A 15233-nucleotide genomic window follows, 5' to 3' on the forward strand; every position below is an offset into this window, starting at 1 on the left:
CCCGCGGGGGCCCGGTGTCCTGTCCCCAGTCCGGGGGCGTGTACCCCGTCGTCTGGCGCTGGTCCCCCCTACTGGGGACTCTGCTTGTCCCCATGCGGCTTCAGCTTCCTGCCAGGATCGGGATCGGCGTCGGCTGCCGTTCCCCGAGTCTTCGGGCCCTCGAACGCGCCAGGCGCGCTGTCTCGACCCGAAAGTGACCCATGCTGCCTGCTCCCCAGGGCTCCGCCGTGCCCCGCCGCACGTCCGGCCTCCGCCCCCTCGCCATGCTCGGCGCCGCACTGCTCGTCGGCGCAGGGCTCAGCACGGCGGCCACCGTCGCGACCACTGCTCCGGCCTCGGCCGCGGTACAGGCGACGGACGGCGGGCACTTCGTCTGCGACCAGAACACGCTGTACGCCTCGAACAGCGCCGGCAAGGTCGTCGCGATCGACATCACGCAGGGCACGAGCAAGGGCTCGACCGTGGACGTCGCCGACCTCGGCACCGGGGCGAACAACGGCCTCGGCATCGCACGCGAGGGCACGGCGATGTACGCCGCGGGCAACAACACCACCGCCACGCTGCGGTCCTACGACCCGAAGACCGGGACGGCCTCGTCGCCGGTCGCCACCGACAAGGTCCGGACGATCATCCGCGGCGCGGTGAACCCGGTCACGGGCTACTACTACTACGGCGACAACGCCGGCGCGCTCCTGGCGTACGACCCCGTGACGAAGAAGGCCATCGGACAGGTCGGACAGATCACCGGCCTGAAGTCCGGCAACGGCGACTTCGCCTTCAGCTCGCAGGGGCTCTTCTTCGTCGTCGCGGCGGACAAGGTCCACCGGGTCAACACGGAGGCCGTCCCGACGGCCCCCGGCCAGACGGACCTGGGCACCACCGAGATCGCGACGCTGCCGTCGGGCACGAACAGCCCCGGCATCGCGTTCTCGTCGGACGGCTACCTCTACGTCTCGAACACGACCACCAGCGGCACCGGCACGAGCGCCGTCTCGACGACCACCATCTACCAGCTCGACCCCACCTCGGGCACCCAGGTCCGGAGCTTCCCGGTCACCGGGAACTTCGGTGCGAGCGACCTCGCCAGCTGCAACTACGCCGACACGGTCACGGGTCGCACGAGTGTCGACCAGCGGTGGCACACGGGCGACCAGTTCGGCCTCGACATCACCGGCGACGGCATCACCGCGACGAGCAAGGGCACGTCCACCGTCACGACCGGCAGCGCCACCGGACTGCAGGACCAGAAGGCCGGCGCCATCCTCACCACGCCGGGCAAGAAGTACACGGTCACCCAGAAGGCCGCCGGGACCGCCGACCTGGCGGACTACGACACCACGTGGAAGGCCGTCGACGTCAACAGCGGCACCGTCGTGGCGTCCGGCACCGGCTCGACCGCTGCCTTCACCTTCCCGCAGGCCGTGGGCTCCGACGGCACTGACGTCGTCGTGACCTTCACGAACCGGATGCGGCTCGTCCGCGCCACCACCACGGCGGACACGTACTCGACCCCCGTCGGCACCGCGCTCACCATCCCGGCCGCAGGCGTCCTGCGGAACGACGCGGGCACCGGCCTCACGGTCACGAAGCACACCGACCCGGCCCACGGCACCCTGACGATGACCGCGGCGGACGGCAGCTTCGCGTACAGCCCGGCCGCCGGGTTCTCCGGGACGGACCAGTTCGACTACACCGCGACCGACGGCGGCGGGCAGAGCTCGACGAGCACCGTCACCATCACGGTCACACCGACCGCGGTGGACGACGCCTTCAGCGTGCACGCCGGATCGACCGCCACGGCCAGCGCCGCCGACGGCGTCCTCGCGAACGACCGTGGCTCGCGCCTGACCGTCACCGGCAACAGCGCCCCCGCGCACGGCTCGCTGACGGTGGACGCCGACGGGTCGTACGTGTACACGCCGACCGCCCGGTTCTCCGGCGCGGACTCCTTCACCTACACCGCGGAGGACGGCGCCGGCGCGACCATCACCGGCACCGTCAGCATCACCGTCCTGCCGACCGCGAAGGCCGACACCATCAGTGCGACTGCGGGCGAGACCACCACGGTCGCCGCTCCCGGCCTGCTCGGCAACGACCTCGGCACCGACCTGACCGTCGCCGGGACCACCACGCCCGCACACGGCACCGTCGTGGTCGGGAAGGACGGCACCACCACCTACACGCCGGCCCCGGGCTACTCCGGCACCGACGGCTTCGACGTGACCGTCGTCGACGGCAACGGGAAGTCCGACACCGTCACCGTGACCGTCCGGGTCGCCCCGAAGGCCGTCGACGACACCGCCACGGTGGACGCCGGCAGCTCCGTCAGCACGACCACCCGCGCGACCGGGGTGCTCGGCAACGACGCCGGCGACGGCCTCCGCGTGGCGACCTCGAGCACCCCGGCAGACGGCACGCTCGTGCTCGACGCCGCCGCGGGCACCTACACGTACACGCCCGCCGACGGGTTCTCCGGCACCGACCGCTTCGACTACACCGCCACGGACGCCACCGGTGCGACGACCTCGGCCACGGTCACGATCACCGTGCGGCCGTCCGCCACCGCCGACGCCACGACCACCCCCGCGAACCGGCCCGTGACCGTCGACGTGCAGGCGAACGACCACGGCACCGGACTCACCACCGCCGTCGTCAGCCAGCCGGCACACGGGGCGGTCGCGGTCGGGACCGACGGCACCGTGCAGTACTCGCCCGTCGCCGGCTCCTCCGGCACCGACTCCTTCACCTACACGGTGACCGACGCCGCCGGGCAGACCACCGACCCCGTGGTCGTCACGATCACGGTCACCCCGGTCGCGACGGCCGACACCGCCGGCGGCAAGGCGGGCCAGACCGTCACGATCGCCGCGGCCACGCTCCTCGGGAACGACGCCGGCACCGGCCTCACGGTCACGAAGGTGACCGGTGCCGCGCACGGCACCGCCACGCTCGCAGCCGACGGCTCCGTCGTCTACACGCCGGCAGCCGGGTTCTCCGGGACCGAGACCCTCACGTACACGGTGACCGACGCCTCCCGGCAGACCACCACGGCGACGATCACCGTCCTCGTCGGGCCGATGGCGATGCGCGACAGCGCCACCGTCACGGCCGGCTCGACGCTGACCGTGCCGAAGGCGACCGGGGTCCTGGCGAACGACCGCGGCTCCGACCTGACCGCGACCGTCGACCAGCGGCCCGCACACGGCACCCTCGCGCTCGCGGCCGACGGCTCGTACACGTACACGCCCGCAGACGGCTTCTCCGGCAAGGACACGTTCACGTACACGGCGACGGACGGCTCCGGCACCCCGGCGACCGGCCTCGTCACCGTCACCGTGAAGCCGAGCACCGGTGACGACACGCTGACCACCGTCGCGGGACAGCCGCTCGTCGTGACCTCGGGGGCCCTGACCGGCAACGACTCCGGCGTCGGCCTGACCGTCACCGCCGTCACGGACGGCGCGCACAGCACCGTCACCCTCGGCGCCGACGGCTCGATCACCGTCACCCCGGCGGACGGCTTCTCCGGCGCGGACACCTTCGGCTACACGGTGACGGACGCGAACGGATCGACCGGCACCGGGACCGTGACCGTGGTGGTCGCCCCCGTGGCGGCAGCCGATTCGGGCACGGTCCGGGCGGGGGAGACCCTGGCCCGCACCACCCGCGCGACCGGCGTGCTCGGCAACGACTCGGGCACCGGCCTGACCGTCGCGAGCCACACCGAGCCGACCTCCGGCGTCCTCGTCCTCGACGCGGCCACCGGTGCGTTCCGGTACACGCCGGTCGACGGCTTCTCCGGCGACGACTCGTTCACGTACACGGCCACCGACACCGCCGGGACGCCCGTGACCGCCACGGTGCGGCTCGTCGTCACCCCGGTGGCGCAGGACGACACCGCGACGACCTCGGCGAGCCGGCCGACGACGCTCGACGTCCAGCGCAACGACGCCGGGTCCGGGCTCCGCACGGCCGTCGTCACGAAGCCGACGAACGGCACGGCCGTCGTCGAGCGCTCCGGCTCGGTCACGTACACGCCCGCCGCCGGCTTCTCCGGCACGGACTCGTTCACGTACGAGGCCACCGACGCCGCCGGGCGGACCACCGACCCGGTGACCGTGACCGTCACGGTGCGCCCCGTCGCGACGGCGGACACCGTCGGCACCGCCTCCGGCCGGCCGCTCACCATCGCCGCGGCCACGCTGCTCGGGAACGACTCCGGCAGCGGCCTCACCGTCACGGGAGTGAGCGGTGCCGCACACGGAGCCGTCACCCTCGGTGCGGACGGCTCGGTCGTCTACACGCCGGAGCGCGGGTTCTCCGGGACCGAGACCCTGACGTACACGGTGACCGACGCCTCCGGGCAGTCCGCGACCGCGACGGTCCTGGTCGTCGTCGGGCCGATGGCGATGCGTGACAGCGCCACCGTCACCGCCGGCTCGACGCTGACCGTGCCGAAGGCGACCGGTGTCCTGGCGAACGACCGCGGCTCCGACCTGACCGCGGCGCTCGACCAGCGGCCTGCCCAGGGCACCCTCGTGCTCGCGGCTGACGGCTCGTACACGTACACGCCGGCCGACGGCTTCTCCGGCAAGGACACGTTCACGTACACGGCGACCGACGGCTCAGGCAACGCGGCGACCGGCGTCGTCATGGTCCTCGTCACCCCGAGCGCCGGCGACGACACCCGCACGACCCCGGCCGGGCACCCGGTGACCGCCACCTCGGCCGCGCTCACCGCCGACGACTCCGGCACCGGGCTGGTCGTCACCGGCGTCACGAACGGCGCCTCCGGCACCGCCACGGTCGACGTGGACGGCTCCGTCACGTACGTGCCCGCCGCCGGCTGGTCGGGCATCGACCACGTCACCGTCACCGTGACCGACGCCTCCGGCAGCACCGCGACCAGCACCCTGACGATCACCGTCACGCCGGTCCTCGCCGCCTCCGACTCGAGCGCCACCGCGGACGGCGAGCTCGTCGTCCCCGCCGACCAGGGTGTGCTGCAGGGCTCGACCGGCACCGACCTGCAGGTCACCGACCACACCGCACCGGACCACGGCGCGGTCGAGGTCGACCGGGACGGCTCGTACACGTACACGCCGAAGCCGGGCTACTCCGGCCCGGACACGTTCGACGTGACCGTGACCGACGGCTCCGGCACCGCCACGACCGGCACCGTGACGATCACCATCGTCCCGAAGGCCGTCGACGACACCGCCAGCACCACGGCGGGCACCCCGGTCGCGGTCGCCGTGACCGGCAACGACTCGGGCACCACGCTCCGCGTCAGCGGCGTCGGCACCGCGGCCCAGGGCGCACCGACGAACGGCACCGTCACCGTCACCGGCGCGGGGACGGTGACGTACGTCCCCGCTGACGGGTTCTCCGGCACCGACCGGTTCCGCTACACCGTGGTCGACCCGACCGGCGGCACCGCCTCGGCGACCGTCACCGTCACCGTCACCCCGACGGCCGTCGACGACGTGCTGAAGACCCCCGCGGGCACGCCGCTCGCCGTCGCCGGCACGACCCTCACCGGCAACGACTCCGGCACCGGCCTGACCGTCACCGGCCACGGTGACGCCCACCGGGGCACCGTCACCACGGGCACCGACGGCGGACTCGTCTACACGCCGGCTGCCGGGACCTCCGGGACCGACCGCTTCCGGTACGAGGTGACCGACGCCTCCGGGCAGACCACCACGGCCACCGTCGTCGTCCTGGTCGGTGCCGTCGCCGGCGACGACTGGAGCACCACGACGACGAACGGCGTCGTCCGGATGTCCGCCGCGAAGGGCGTCCTGTCCGACGACGCCGGCACCGGGCTCTGGGCGTCGCTCGACGTCGAGCCGCGGCACGGGCGGATCGCGCTCGCGAAGGACGGGTCGTACGAGTACACCCCGACCGCCGACTGGTCCGGCCGCGACTGGTTCACCTACACGGCGCACGACTCCGAGGAGAACACCGCCGTCGCCCTCGTCGCGATCGACGTCACCCCGACCGCGACCGACGACGCCACCCGCACGGGTGCCGGCAAGCCCGTCACCGTGCGCGGCCCCGGCGTCCTCGGCAACGACTCGGGCACCGACCTGACCGTCGTCGCCGTCGGCACCGCAGCGCACGGCACCGCCACACTCGCCGCGGACGGCACGTTCGTCTACACCCCGGCGAAGCGGTTCTCCGGCGTCGACACCGTGCCCTACACGGCACAGGACGCCGCCGGCCAGCGCACCGACGCGACCGTCACCGTGACCGTCGGAGTCACCGCGGTCGACGACACCGGCAGCACCGTCGCCGGCACGCCGCTCGCCGTCGACGCCCCGCACGGCCTGCTCCGCAACGACGACGGCACCGCGCTCACCACGGGCCTGCACCGGAAGGCCGAGCACGGCACCGTCCGCGTGCACGCCGACGGGTCGTACGTCTACACGCCGGCCGCGGGCTTCACCGGGACGGACACGTTCGTGTACGCGGTGACCGACGCCTCCGGGCAGACGACCACCGCGACCGCGACCATCCGGGTCGTCGCCGCGGCGGTCGCCCGCGACGACGAGCGCACCGGACGGACGGGTGAGCGCCTGACCGTCACACCGCTCGGGAACGACACCCCGACCGGCGGCAGCACGTTCGACACCGACACCCTGCACCTGCTCGACCCCACCACCGGGCACATGACCGACCGCTTCACCGTGGACGGATCCGGCACCTGGAGCGTCGAGGACGGTGCGGTCACCTTCACCCCGGAGCGCGACCACCACGGCACGCTGACGGCCGACTACACGGTCCAGGACACCGCCGGACAGGTGGTCACCGCGACGATCACCGTCCGGTACCCGACCGGGCTCGCCGCCGTCGTGCACGTCGCGACGCTCGCCTTCACCGGCAGCACCGGGCTGCTCGGGCTCGGGCTCGGGGCGTTCGCCCTCGTGCTCGCCGGAGCCGCGCTGCTGCTCCGGCGGCGGATGGTCGCGCCGGTGAGCGGACCGCGTCGGCGCGGCTAGGCGCGCAGCACCGGACGGGAGGCCCGACCTCGGTGAGTCGACAGGCTCGCGGGGGTCGGGCCTCCCGTCCGTCGGCGGCGTCGCCGGGGCGGTGTCACCGGGTGGTCACGGTCTCGAGGAGGGCTTGTGGTGGTCTCGTCGGCAGCGGTAGAACGGACCGGCGTCCACGCAGTCGCGAGGGTGGCTGCGGCGCGAGGGGGAAGGTCGACCACACGCCATGTCCAGGACCGCCGCGACGGTGATCGCGCAGGAAGCACACAACCCCGTCATCCCCATCGGGTACGACATCGCCTGGAGCATCTGCCTGGTGCTCGTCCTCCTCGTGATCTCCGCCGCGATCTGGCTGCTCGTCCGGACGGCCACGCGGGCAACCCGCCGTGGGTCCACGCAGACCGGGGAACGGACGGTCAGGCGACCGGGTCGATGAGGTGCGGGCCGTCGTTCCGGACGCTGTTCACCGTGCGGGCGACCTCGTACTGCTGCAGGCCGGCAGCGACCTCGAGCGACTCCCGGTCGAGCAGGGTGAGCAGGTCGTCCGTGCCGGCACCCTCGCCGAGCCAGGCGTCGTAGCCGTCGGGGGTGAGGAACGCCGGCATGCGGTCGTGCACCTCGCCCGGGGCCACGTGGGCGTCCCGCGTGATGATCGCGAGCGACAGGCGCCACTTGTCCGGGTCGTCCTCGGGCTTGGTCGGGTCCGGCCAGGCGCTCACCACGCCGGCCATCGCCAGCGCGCCGCCGGGCTCGTGCACGAAGTGGGGTTCCTTGCCGTCCTCGCGCACGACCCACTCGTAGTAGCCCTGCGCGGGGATGATGCAGCGGTTCGTGGCGAAGGCCCGCTTGAACATGCCGCTCGTCGCCACGGTCTCGATGCGGGCGTTGATCGGCTTCGGGCGCTGCTTGGCGAAGTCCTTCGCCCAGCTCGGCACGAAACCCCAGCTGATCTGCGGGAGCTCGCGCTGCCCGTGCCGCTGCCGGACCGCGTACACGGGGTCGGTCGGCGCGACGTTCCAGCTCGGCGCGAGGCCGGCGTGCACCTCGCCGGTGTCCTCGTCGACGTGCTCGGTGCGCGCGGCGAGCTCACCGACGAGCTCGGGCAGGAGGTCAGCGGTGGTGTCGGAGACGACGAAGCGGCCACATATGCGACCAGTGTGCCCGGACCCGCCGACGTCGGTGCGGGCTCAGCCGGGTCCGCTTGACTGTCGGCCGTGCAGACCCTGATCGTCACCGCTCACCCCGACCCGGACTCGCTCACGGCGGGCATCGCCCGACAGCTGCGGGCCGCCTTGCACCCCGGCGAGGTCGAGCTGGTCGACCTCGCCGCCGAGGGGTTCGACCCGCGCTTCGGCCCCGCTGACCGGGACGCCTACCGCGGCACCGGTGCGCTCCCCGACGACGTCCTCGGCGAGCAGCAGCGGCTCGACGCCACCGACCACCTCGTGCTGGTGTTCCCGGTCTACTGGTGGTCGATGCCGGCGCTCCTGAAGGGCTGGGCCGACCGCGTTTTCGTCAACGGCTGGGCGTTCGACATCGACCCGACCGGCGGGACGCGGCGGAACCTCGGCCGCCTCACGGTGCACCTGCTGCCGGTCGCCGGCGACGCGGCCGGGACGTACGAGCGGCACGGCTACGAGCAGGCGATCCGGACGCAGATCGAGCACGGCATCGTCGACTACTGCGGAGCGGTCCGTGGGGAGACGGCGTTCGTGCACGAGTCGGAGCAGGACGACGACGTGGCGCGCCGAGCCCTCGTCGACGGCGCCGTCCAGCGGATCGCGCGGGCCGTCAGCGGTGCGGTCGGTGTCGATGGTGCTGCCGGTGTCGTCGGGGGTGCCGCTGTCGGTGGTGCCGCTGGTGTCGTCGGGGCTGCCGGTGTCGTCGGGGCTGACGGTCAGAGCACCGAGTAGCCGGGCGGCAGGGGACCCCGGCCGGTCAGGGCGGCGAGCAGCAGCGGGCCGTCGCCGCGGTGCGCCCCGACCTCGGCGAGCAGCACGGCGGCGGCGACCACCGCTGGCTGCGGCGGGGCGAACGGGACCGTGGTGCCCGCTGCGCCCGCGGCGCGCGTGATGTCACTGCCGTGCACGACCAGTTCGACCATGCGGGTGCGCAGGTACTCCTCGACCGGCAGACGGAGGCCGCCGACCACCGAGATGCGGGCGCCCGACGGGACCGCCGCGAGAGCAGCCAGGGCGTCGTCGCGAGCGGCCGACACCGCGGCGGCCGGATCGGTGCCCAGCGAGCCGCCGGCCGAGACACCGCGCGCGGCGACCTCGTCCGGGTCGGTCGCCGTGCCGGTCGCGGTCCGGAGGTAGTCCACCGCGTCGGAGAGGTCGGTCACGGTCGTCGTGGTGCTTCGGGACTCCGGGCCCGTGTGGTCGTGGTCGAGCGCCGTGGCGTACGTCGCCACCGTGCCGAGCGCGCGGTTCGTGTGTCCGACGAGCGCGCGGAGGTCCCAGACGCCGAGCGCCGGCGCGGACCACAGCGCTGCGTCCTCGGCGGGGGAGGGCAGTGCGGCGACCAGGTCGACGAATGACTGCGCGGTCGCGGCGAACAGTGCGCGGGTGTCCATGGGCTCATCCTGCCGTGACGGTCACCGCGCGCGGGGTCAGACGTCGGGCAGGCCGACCTTCGACCCGGACGGGAACCGGTTCCGGCCGGTCGGGGTGGTCGATCCTGGCTCGGTCGGCGGGAGAGCAGCAGCGGCACGGTGGGCGCGCTCAGCCCGGCCGAGCCGGAGGATGCGGTCGGGGACGAGTCCGAGGTAGCCGAAGGCCATGACGAACCCGAGACCGTGACGACCTCCGAGCAGGAGCACCACGGCACCGATGAGCGCGAACCCCAGGAGGCCCGGAGCCGCCCGCACCACATCGACGACGAGCGTCCGGCGCACCAGTGCCGTGTCGTTGAGTACGGCCTCCCGGTCGTTGGGCTGCACGTCGGGCATCCGCCGTCCGAGGTAACGCTGCACCGAGTGCCGAGCGATCCGCATCGTGTCCGGCCGCACCTGGTACCCGTTGATCGTCGCCGGCGGTTCGCCCGTGCGTCGCACCGGGAAGCACGACACCGTGATGAGTCCGGCCGCCAGCGCCCCCAGGACGACGACGAGTGGGGACAGCCCCGGACCGACGCCCATCCAGCCGGTCCCTGCGTCGGTCACTGCGAGCAGCACCCCGATGCCGACCGCGACGACACCGCCGACCACCAGGGCACGTCGGAGCCGGTCGACGGAGACGTCCTGCCCGAACCGCGCGCGGAACACCTGCCAGCCGAGTCGGTACACGTCCCCTGTCTACCGCTCATGCCTCCTCGGCGGCCGTCCCGGTGCAGGGACGAGGTCAGGCCGTCGTCCTCGGGGACGAGTCGGCCAGGCGCAGGACCGTCCGCCGCGGGAGCAGCGGCGCGATGCGACTGGTCCGCGTGTTCGCACTGCCCGAGACGGCGCTGACCGGGGGCGTCGGCTTGTCGAGGGCCCGGAACGCGGCCGCCACGACCTGCTCGGGCGTCTCGAAGCGCACCCGACCCTCGTCCGTGCCGGAGTTCCGGTAGAACTCGGTCTTCGTCGGACCGGGCGAGAAGGCCATGACGGTGACCCCGGCGTCGCGCAACTCGTACGCCAACGCCTCGGTGAACCGCAGGACGAAGGCCTTCGAGGCTGCGTAGACCGCCATCCCCGGCGTCGGCATGTACGCCGTGAGGCTCGCGACGTTGAGCAGCACGCCGCGGCCGGAGGACACGAGCCGGGGGAGGAACGCGTGGCACACGTCGACGACGGCGTCGATGTTGACGGCGAGCTGGTCCTCGAGTTCGGACGGCGTGCTGTCCACGAAGTCGCGGGTCAGACCGATGCCGGCGCAGTTCACCACCGTGTCCACGCGGACGCCCAGCCGGTCGAGTTGTGTGAGCAGGCGCGTGCCGCTCGCTGGCTGCGTGAGGTCGAGCGGCACGACGGTCACCACCCTTCCGTGCGCAGCCCGGAGTGACTGCGCCAGATCCTCGAGGACGTCGGCCCGGCGCGCGACCAGCACCAGGTCGGCTCCGCGCGCGGCCAGGGCACGGGCGAACTCGCGTCCGATGCCGGAACTCGCGCCGGTGACGAGCGCTGTGGTGTCGGTGTGGTCCATGGACTGCTCCTTCGAGGTTGACGGGTGTAAACCTAGGTGAGAGGTTGACGGGTGTCAACCTCTCGCGCGTGCAACAGTTGCTCCATGACGAACACGTCGCGTACCCGCACGGGCGACCAGCTGCGGGACGACCTCCTCGCAGCCGCGACGGACCTGTTGTCGCAGCGCCTGGCCGTCACCCCGCCGTCCCTCAGGGAGACCGCGCGTGCCTGTGGCGTGTCGGCGACCGCCGTGTACCGGCACTTCCCGTCCCAGCAGGCACTGCTCATCGCCGTGGCCAGCCAGAGCCTCACCGCGCTCACCACGGCGATCGACGACGCAGGCGCGAGCGAGTCGATCGACGACCGCGCCACGGCGTTGCGGACCACCGCGAGCGCGTACGTCACCTGGGCGGTCGCGAACCCCGGCGCGTACCAGCTGCTGTTCGAGGGGCGGGACCTGCTGGAGGACCCGGCGACGGTCGAGTCCGGGATCGACCGACTGCAGAGCCGCCTCGACGCCCTCCTCGTCGGCCTGCCCGCGGGCGACCGGGACGAGCGGTTGCAGGCGGACCTGCTCTGGATCGCCCTGCACGGTCTGGTCGTCACGCGCATCCGGAAGACCCGGCAGCAGTGGGAGCGGTCGGTCGTCGAAGACGCGACGGCGCTCGTCGACACCTTCATCAGCTGAACCGACCGCCGGACGCTCGCGTGCGCGGGAGTCCGGACACGCCCGACGCCGCTCGCCAGCCGGGCCGACGAGCAGCGCCGTCCCGCGCCTCCCCAGCGATCGTCCAGCGACGGTCGCTGACCTGGGGCCATGACTCTCGACATCGTCTACACCGCAGCCGCCCACGCCACCGGGGGCGGCCGCGACGGACACGTCCGCACCGAGGACGACCGCATCGACCTCGACACACGTCCGCCGAAGGAGATGGGTGGCAGCGGCGAGGGCACCAACCCCGAGCAGCTGTTCGCCGCCGGGTACGCCGCGTGCTTCCTCGGCGCGCTGCACGTCGCGGGGAAGCAGCTCGAGCTCGACACCACCGGCGCCGAGGTCTCCGCCGAGGTCAGCATCGGTGGCAACGGCACGGGTGGCTTCGGCCTCGCGGTCGAACTCGACGTCTACGCGCCCGCCGTCGAGGGCACCTCGCGGCAGCGCCTGGTCGAGCTCGCACACACCATCTGCCCGTACTCGAACGCCACGCGCGGCAACATCACGGTGACGCTCTCGCTCGTCGACTGATGCTCGTGCGGTGCTCGCCGCTCCCTAGGCTGGAGCGGTGAGCACCGAGCGCTGCCCCTGCCTGAGCGGGAACCCCTACGACGAGTGCTGCGGACCCCTGCACGCCGGCGCGCCCGCTCCGACCGCCGAGCGGCTCATGCGCTCGCGGTTCTCCGCCTTCGCGCTCGGTCTGCCTCGGTACCTGCTGGACAGCTGGCACCCGAGCACGCGCCCGGCGACGCTCGACCTCGACCCGGCGCAGCGGTGGACGCGGCTCGACATCGTCGCGACCCGGTCGGGAGGCCCGTTCGACACCGCGGGCACGGTCACGTTCCGCGCGTGGTGGCGCGCGGACAACGAGCGGGGGACACTCGAGGAGACGAGCGAGTTCGTCCGCGAGGCCGGCCGCTGGTACTACGTCGACGGTGTCGTGGCCTGACCGCCCAGGCTCGGGCCGGTGCGCGCGAGACGGGGGCGTCCGCGCGAAGCGCCGCGAGGTGACCGAGACGCCGCGAGCTGGCCGAGACGCCGCCAGATTCAGCGGCGTCTCGGCCACTCGGCGGCGTCGAAGGTAGACGGGGGCGTCTCGCGGGCCCGGGCGCAGCGGTGCCTCGCGGCGAGAGAGTCAGCCGATCGTCGGCGGCAGGCCCACGGCAGCGCGCATCGCCCGGCGGACCTCGGCCTCGGACGGCAGGAGTTCGTCCTCGTCCCCGGTCAGGAAGAAGCGGATCTGCCCGATCGCCTGCTCGCTGAGCATGTCGAGGCCGTTCAGCACGCGACCGCCAGCTCCGGTCCACGCCGTGGAGGCCCGGGTCGGCCACGGCTCGTAGGCCACGTCGAACAGCACCGCGTCGGGTCCGGACGGCACGAGCGGCAGGTCGTCCGCTGCGCCTCCCGGCAGGGTCGACACCACGAAGCCCATCGGCCCGGCGGACGCGAGCTCGTCGAGGGGGTGCACCTCGAGCGTGACCCCGAGCCGGGCGCCGAGCATGACGAGGTCACCCGCCTTGCCGGTGTCGCGCAGGAACACCCGCACCAGTGAGGCTCCGAGCCGCAGGGACGCCGTGAGGGCGCTCGCCGCGGTCGCTCCACCACCCAGGATCACGGCCTCGCCGGGCACGTGACCGAGTGCGGCGACCGGGCGGACGATCCCCTCGACGTCCGTGTTCGCGCCGGCGAGGACGACCGAGGAGCCCTCGTGGCGGAACGCGACCGTGTTCGCGACCCCGAGCTCGTCGACGAGCGGGGTCGTCCGGTCGAGGAGCGGCACCACCTCGCGCTTGAGCGGCATGGTCAGGCTGAGCCCGCGCCACTCCGGACCCAGCCCCGCGACGAACGCGGCGAGCCCGCCGGACGCGACCTCGTGCCTCCCGTACGAGAACGGGAGGCCGAGCACGTCGTAGGCCGCCGCGTGCAGCGCGGGGGAGAGGGAGTGGGCGATGGGGGAGCCGAGGACGGCGAGCTGCGTCCGGTCGGCGTCGGGGAAGGCTGCCACGTCGGCAGCCTAGCCGCGTGCCTCGGCCTGTCCGCGGGCGTCTGCCTGTCCGCGGGCGTCACACGGAACCCCGGGGAAGCAGTGCTTAGGTTAGGCTACCCTTCGTGATCCGTACCTCCCTCCCCAAGCGCCGCCTCGGGCGCGTGCTCGCCGCGGCCGGTGCCGTCGTCGCCGTCTCCCTCGCACTCACCGGTTGCTCCTCGTCGAGCCCGTCCTCGTCCGAGTCCTCCGGCGAAGGCTCGTCCGACGGGGCCTTCCCGGTGTCCATCGCGACTGGCCTCGGCACCACGACGATCGACTCCGCCCCGAAGCGCGTCGTGGCCCTCGGCTGGGGTGACGCCGAGACGGCGCTCGAACTCGGCGTGCAGCCCGTCGGCGCCAGCGACTGGCTCGCCTTCGGTGGCGAGGGCGTCGGCCCGTGGCTCAAGGGCGCGTACGACAAGGCGCCGAAGATCATCGACACGCTCGAGCCCAGCTACGAGGAGATCCTCAAGCTCAAGCCCGACGTGATCCTCGACGTGAAGAGCTCGGGCGACAAGGACCGCTACGACAAGCTGTCCGCCATCGCCCCGACCGTCGCGATCCCGAAGGGCGGCGAGAACTACCTCGCATCCACCACGGAGCAGGTCGACATGATCTCGAAGGCGCTCGGCAAGGAGAGCGAGGGCAAGAAGCTCCTCAGCGACCTCGACGACTCCTACGCCGCCGCGCGCGAGGCACACCCCGAGTTCGCGGGCAAGACCGCGGCGATCGGTGCGTACACGTCCGAGGGCTTCGGCGTGTACGCCTCCCGCGACAGCCGCGCCACGTTCATGCAGAACCTCGGCTTCGAGATCCCGAAGGCCATCGACGAGGCTGCGGGCAAGGAGTTCTCGGTGTCGCTCTCGAACGAGAACCTCGACCTGCTCGACGCGGACCTGACCGTGGTGCTACCGATCTACGTCGAGGCGTCTGCCGCCGAGGCCGACCCGCTCTTCAAGAAGGTGCCGTCGGTCGAGGCCGGGCACAGCATCGTCATCGACGACTCGGACGTCTCGACGGCGTTCTCGCTCGGGACCACCGCGGCGATCGAGTGGGCGCTCGAGCGTCTGCCGGACGAGTTCGCGGCGAAGCTCGGCTGACGCCGACCGACTGGCCGGCGCTGAACGGCCTCGCACAACGGAAACCGGCTCGAACCGCGGGACTCCGCGGTTCGAGCCGGTTTCTGTTGCGCGGGCACGCGGCGGCGCGGCGGCGCGGCGGCGCGGCGGCGACGCCGGGCTGGACGGCCGGGAGGCGCGGGCCGGTACCGGCGGACCGGCGGCGGCCCGAGCGTGGTGGGGCGGGCCTCCCGGCCGGCGCCCCGGCGCCAGGCGTCGACCGGTCTCGCACAACGAGAACCGGCTCGAACTGCGGGAGTCCGCGGTTCGAGCC

13 protein-coding genes are annotated in these 15233 nt (G+C 73.1%); 8 read left to right on the forward strand and 5 right to left on the reverse strand.

Annotation, left to right across the window (positions count from 1 at the left end; all coding sequences use genetic code 11):
- Window positions 1–227: 227 nt before the first annotated feature.
- Together DEI95_RS11980 and DEI95_RS11985 are read left to right on the forward strand one after the other, a co-directional pair.
- Window positions 228–7004 carry an Ig-like domain-containing protein gene (locus DEI95_RS11980; protein ID WP_181436320.1) on the forward strand — a complete coding sequence of 2259 codons (6777 nt, stop codon included), beginning with the start codon at window positions 228–230 and terminating at the stop codon, window positions 7002–7004.
- 217 nt (window positions 7005–7221) lie between these two features.
- On the forward strand, window positions 7222–7431 hold the full coding sequence (locus tag DEI95_RS11985) for a hypothetical protein (protein WP_111060366.1): 210 nt from the start codon (window positions 7222–7224) through the stop codon (window positions 7429–7431).
- Here the strand turns inward: DEI95_RS11985 and DEI95_RS11990 are convergent.
- Window positions 7412–8101 carry an SOS response-associated peptidase gene (locus DEI95_RS11990; RefSeq protein ID WP_258367597.1) on the reverse strand — a complete coding sequence of 230 codons (690 nt, stop codon included), beginning with the start codon at window positions 8099–8101 and terminating at the stop codon, window positions 7412–7414. The genes DEI95_RS11985 and DEI95_RS11990 overlap by 20 nt on opposite strands.
- Here DEI95_RS11990 and DEI95_RS16990 point away from each other — a divergent pair.
- Window positions 8033–8200 carry a hypothetical protein gene (locus DEI95_RS16990; RefSeq protein WP_258367586.1) on the forward strand — a complete coding sequence of 56 codons (168 nt, stop codon included), beginning with the start codon at window positions 8033–8035 and terminating at the stop codon, window positions 8198–8200. The genes DEI95_RS11990 and DEI95_RS16990 overlap by 69 nt on opposite strands.
- 9 nt (window positions 8201–8209) lie before the next feature.
- Window positions 8210–8908, forward strand: a complete 699-nt coding sequence (locus DEI95_RS11995; protein WP_111060368.1) for an NAD(P)H-dependent oxidoreductase — start codon at window positions 8210–8212, stop codon at window positions 8906–8908.
- Here DEI95_RS11995 and DEI95_RS12000 read toward each other — a convergent pair.
- The 3 genes from DEI95_RS12000 to DEI95_RS12010 are packed head-to-tail and all read right to left on the reverse strand — an operon-like array spanning window position 8893 to window position 11122.
- Window positions 8893–9570 carry a maleylpyruvate isomerase N-terminal domain-containing protein gene (locus DEI95_RS12000; protein WP_111060369.1) on the reverse strand — a complete coding sequence of 226 codons (678 nt, stop codon included), beginning with the start codon at window positions 9568–9570 and terminating at the stop codon, window positions 8893–8895. The two genes, DEI95_RS11995 and DEI95_RS12000, sit on opposite strands and share 16 nt — an antisense overlap.
- A gap of 36 nt (window positions 9571–9606) precedes the next feature.
- Window positions 9607–10281, reverse strand: a complete 675-nt coding sequence (locus tag DEI95_RS12005; RefSeq protein WP_111060370.1) for a hypothetical protein — start codon at window positions 10279–10281, stop codon at window positions 9607–9609.
- Between the two features lie 55 nt (window positions 10282–10336).
- Window positions 10337–11122, reverse strand: coding sequence for an SDR family oxidoreductase (locus DEI95_RS12010; RefSeq protein WP_111060371.1), 786 nt, complete (start codon window positions 11120–11122; stop codon window positions 10337–10339).
- Window positions 11123–11206: 84 nt separating this feature from the next.
- Here DEI95_RS12010 and DEI95_RS12015 point away from each other — a divergent pair, with 84 nt between their 5' ends.
- The 3 genes from DEI95_RS12015 to DEI95_RS12025 all read left to right on the forward strand — a co-directional run bounded on the left by DEI95_RS12015 (window position 11207) and on the right by DEI95_RS12025 (window position 12764).
- Complete coding sequence (locus tag DEI95_RS12015) at window positions 11207–11791, forward strand: TetR/AcrR family transcriptional regulator (RefSeq protein ID WP_111060372.1); 585 nt, start codon at window positions 11207–11209, stop codon at window positions 11789–11791.
- A 129-nt stretch (window positions 11792–11920) separates the two neighbouring features.
- Entirely contained in the window at window positions 11921–12346 is a 426-nt protein-coding gene (locus DEI95_RS12020; RefSeq protein ID WP_110890749.1) for an organic hydroperoxide resistance protein, read from the forward strand.
- A gap of 37 nt (window positions 12347–12383) precedes the next feature.
- On the forward strand, window positions 12384–12764 hold the full coding sequence (locus tag DEI95_RS12025; RefSeq protein ID WP_111060373.1) for a YchJ family protein: 381 nt from the start codon (window positions 12384–12386) through the stop codon (window positions 12762–12764).
- Window positions 12765–12950: 186 nt separating this feature from the next.
- Here DEI95_RS12025 and DEI95_RS12030 read toward each other — a convergent pair whose 3' ends face one another.
- Window positions 12951–13820 (reverse strand): shikimate dehydrogenase, encoded by an 870-nt coding sequence (locus DEI95_RS12030; RefSeq protein WP_111060374.1) that lies wholly within the window; start codon window positions 13818–13820, stop codon window positions 12951–12953.
- 104 nt (window positions 13821–13924) lie between these two features.
- Here DEI95_RS12030 and DEI95_RS12035 point away from each other — a divergent pair, with 104 nt between their 5' ends.
- A complete protein-coding gene (locus DEI95_RS12035) occupies window positions 13925–14941 on the forward strand; it encodes an iron-siderophore ABC transporter substrate-binding protein (RefSeq protein WP_258367587.1) in 1017 nt (338 codons plus the stop codon).
- The last annotated feature ends 292 nt before the right edge of the window (window positions 14942–15233 follow it).

Origin of the sequence: Curtobacterium sp. MCBD17_008 (genome assembly GCF_003234475.1) — a bacterium.
Taxonomy (GTDB): domain Bacteria; phylum Actinomycetota; class Actinomycetes; order Actinomycetales; family Microbacteriaceae; genus Curtobacterium.

Excerpts from the sequence above, each read along its gene's own strand:
- DEI95_RS12020 (WP_110890749.1), top strand. The coding sequence starts at position 11,921 with ATGACTCTCGACATCGTCTACACCGCAGCCGCCCACGCCACCGGGGGC.
- DEI95_RS12010 (WP_111060371.1), bottom strand. The coding sequence starts at position 11,122 with ATGGACCACACCGACACCACAGCGCTCGTCACCGGCGCGAGTTCCGGC.
- DEI95_RS11985 (WP_111060366.1), top strand. The coding sequence starts at position 7,222 with ATGTCCAGGACCGCCGCGACGGTGATCGCGCAGGAAGCACACAACCCC.
- DEI95_RS12000 (WP_111060369.1), bottom strand. The coding sequence starts at position 9,570 with ATGGACACCCGCGCACTGTTCGCCGCGACCGCGCAGTCATTCGTCGAC.
- DEI95_RS12015 (WP_111060372.1), top strand. The coding sequence starts at position 11,207 with ATGACGAACACGTCGCGTACCCGCACGGGCGACCAGCTGCGGGACGAC.